Origin of the sequence: Klebsiella sp. Ech2A, from assembly GCF_030078455.1 — a bacterium.
Lineage (GTDB): Bacteria > Pseudomonadota > Gammaproteobacteria > Enterobacterales > Enterobacteriaceae > Klebsiella > Klebsiella terrigena.
In genome coordinates this window covers 1-1,872 of sequence record NZ_JAQGFU010000377.1, presented here as the reverse complement: position 1 = coordinate 1,872, position 1,872 = coordinate 1, and the positions used below count along the sequence as shown (strand labels likewise).

Below are 1,872 nucleotides of genomic sequence, written 5' to 3'. Positions count from 1 at the left end.
CAGCCGCTGCGGGCGCTGGCCTGTCCCCTACGGACGCTGCGCCTCTCCGGCGAAAGGGCGGTGGGCTGATGATGCGGGCGCTGTTTTGCCGCGAAATGCGCCTCGCCTGGCGCAGCGGGGCGGAAATCCTCAATCCGCTGTGGTTTTTCCTGCTGGTTATCACCCTGTTTCCGTTCGGCGTGGGCGCGAACCCGCCGCTGCTGGCGCAGATTGCGCCGGGCGTAGTGTGGGTCGCGGCGCTGCTGGCGGCGCTGCTGGTGATGGATCGCCTGTTTCGCGATGACTGGCAGGACGGCTCTCTGGAACAGCTGCTGCTGCTGCCGACGCCGCTGGCGACGGTGGTGCTGGTGAAGGTGGTCGCCCACTGGATAATGACCGGTCTGCCGCTGCTGATCGTCTCCCCGCTGGCGGCGCTGCTGCTGGGGATGACCGCCCACGACGCGGGCGTGCTGGCGCTGACCCTGCTGCTGGGCACACCCACCCTGAGCTTTTTAGGCGCGGTTGGCGTGGGGCTGACGGTGGGGCTCAGGCGCGGCGGCGTGCTGCTTAGCCTGCTGGTGCTGCCGCTGTCGGGGCCGCTGTTAATCTTTGCCACCGCCGCAACGCAGGCCGCCTCTGCCGGGCTGCCGGTGGATGGCTATCTGGCGATCCTGGGGGCCTTTTTAGCCGCCAGCGCGACGCTATGCCCGTTTGCCACCGCCGCCGCGCTGCGGCTGACGGTACAATAACCCGCTGCGGTCTTTCTGACGCGGTGATAAAAAACAGTCGTGTGAGTAAACGTCTATGTGGAAAGCATTACATCAACTGGCGATCCCCGAACGGCTATACGGCCTGTGCGACCGCTGGATCCCGTGGCTGGCGACGCTGAGCGCGCTGCTGTTAGCGGTGGGGCTGGGCTGGGGCTTTGTCTATGCGCCCGCCGACTACCAGCAGGGGGAGAGCTATCGCATCATGTATCTCCACGTCCCGGCGGCGATGGGGTCAATGGGGATCTATGCCGCGATGGCCGCCGCGGCCTTCGTCGGCATGGTCTGGCAGGTCAAAATGGCCGACCTTAGCGTCGCGGCGCTGGCGCCGGTTGGCGCCGTCTGCACCTTTATCGCGCTGGTTAGCGGCGCCGCGTGGGGCAAGCCGATGTGGGGAACCTGGTGGATCTGGGATGCCCGTCTGACCTCTGAGCTGGTGCTGCTGTTTATTTATGGCGGCATTATTGCCCTCTGGCACGCCTTCGACGACCGCCGCCTGGCGGGTCGCGCCGCCGGGATCCTCGTGCTGGTCGGGGCGGTCAACCTGCCGATCGTTCACTACTCGGTCATCTGGTGGAACACCCTGCATCAGGGGTCGACCAATATGCAGCAGAGCATTGACCCCAGCATGCGCCTGCCGCTGCGCGTCTGCATGCTCGGCCTGCTGTGCCTGGTTATTACCCTGACGCTGATGCGCCTGCGCAATCTGATCCTGCGCCAGGAACGCCGCCGCCCGTGGGTGGCGGCGCTGGTGAATAAAGGAGCCTCGAAATGAGTCCCGCTTTTTCCTCCTTCGCCGCGTTTCTGGCGATGGGCGGCTACGCGCCGTACGTCTGGCTGGCCGTCGCCGCCGCGCTGGCGGGCTTTGGTCTGCTGACGGCGCATACCCTGTGGCAGCGCCGGGCGCGGTTCAGTGAAGTTCGGGGCCAGCAGGCCCGCGACCGGCGGATTGCCGCCGCGCGCGTCCGTGACCGGGAGGCCGCAGATGCAGACGCGTCGTAAGAACCGCCTCTATATCGTGCTGGCGGTGGCGGCCGGGCTGGGGCTCGCCGTCAGCCTGACGCTGTACGCCCTGAGCGCCAACATCGACCTGTTCTATACCCCCGGAGAGATTATCTACGGCAAG

General features: G+C 66.6%; 3 protein-coding genes and 1 pseudogene. All 4 read left to right on the top strand.

The genetic code is table 11. The features are described 5' to 3' along the window. Positions 1 to 68: 68 nt before the first annotated feature. A complete protein-coding gene (gene ccmB, locus PFH44_RS27170; RefSeq protein WP_283826774.1) occupies positions 69 to 728 on the top strand; it encodes a heme exporter protein CcmB in 660 nt (219 codons plus the stop codon). 55 nt (positions 729 to 783) lie between these two features. Beyond that, complete coding sequence (locus tag PFH44_RS27165) at positions 784 to 1,521, top strand: heme ABC transporter permease (protein WP_283826772.1); 738 nt, start codon at positions 784 to 786, stop codon at positions 1,519 to 1,521. After that, positions 1,518 to 1,748, top strand: coding sequence for a heme exporter protein CcmD (gene ccmD, locus PFH44_RS27160; protein ID WP_283826771.1), 231 nt, complete (start codon positions 1,518 to 1,520; stop codon positions 1,746 to 1,748). Before PFH44_RS27165 ends, ccmD begins: the two co-directional genes overlap by 4 nt. Continuing rightward, positions 1,732 to 1,872: pseudogene (locus tag PFH44_RS27155) on the top strand (cytochrome c maturation protein CcmE domain-containing protein); the annotation flags it as partial. The gene ccmD and the pseudogene PFH44_RS27155, both read left to right, overlap by 17 nt.

Coding starts and splice junctions, on each gene's coding strand:
- ccmB (WP_283826774.1), top strand. CDS start 69: ATGATGCGGGCGCTGTTTTGCCGCGAAATGCGCCTCGCCTGGCGCAGC.
- PFH44_RS27165 (WP_283826772.1), top strand. CDS start 784: ATGTGGAAAGCATTACATCAACTGGCGATCCCCGAACGGCTATACGGC.
- ccmD (WP_283826771.1), top strand. CDS start 1,518: ATGAGTCCCGCTTTTTCCTCCTTCGCCGCGTTTCTGGCGATGGGCGGC.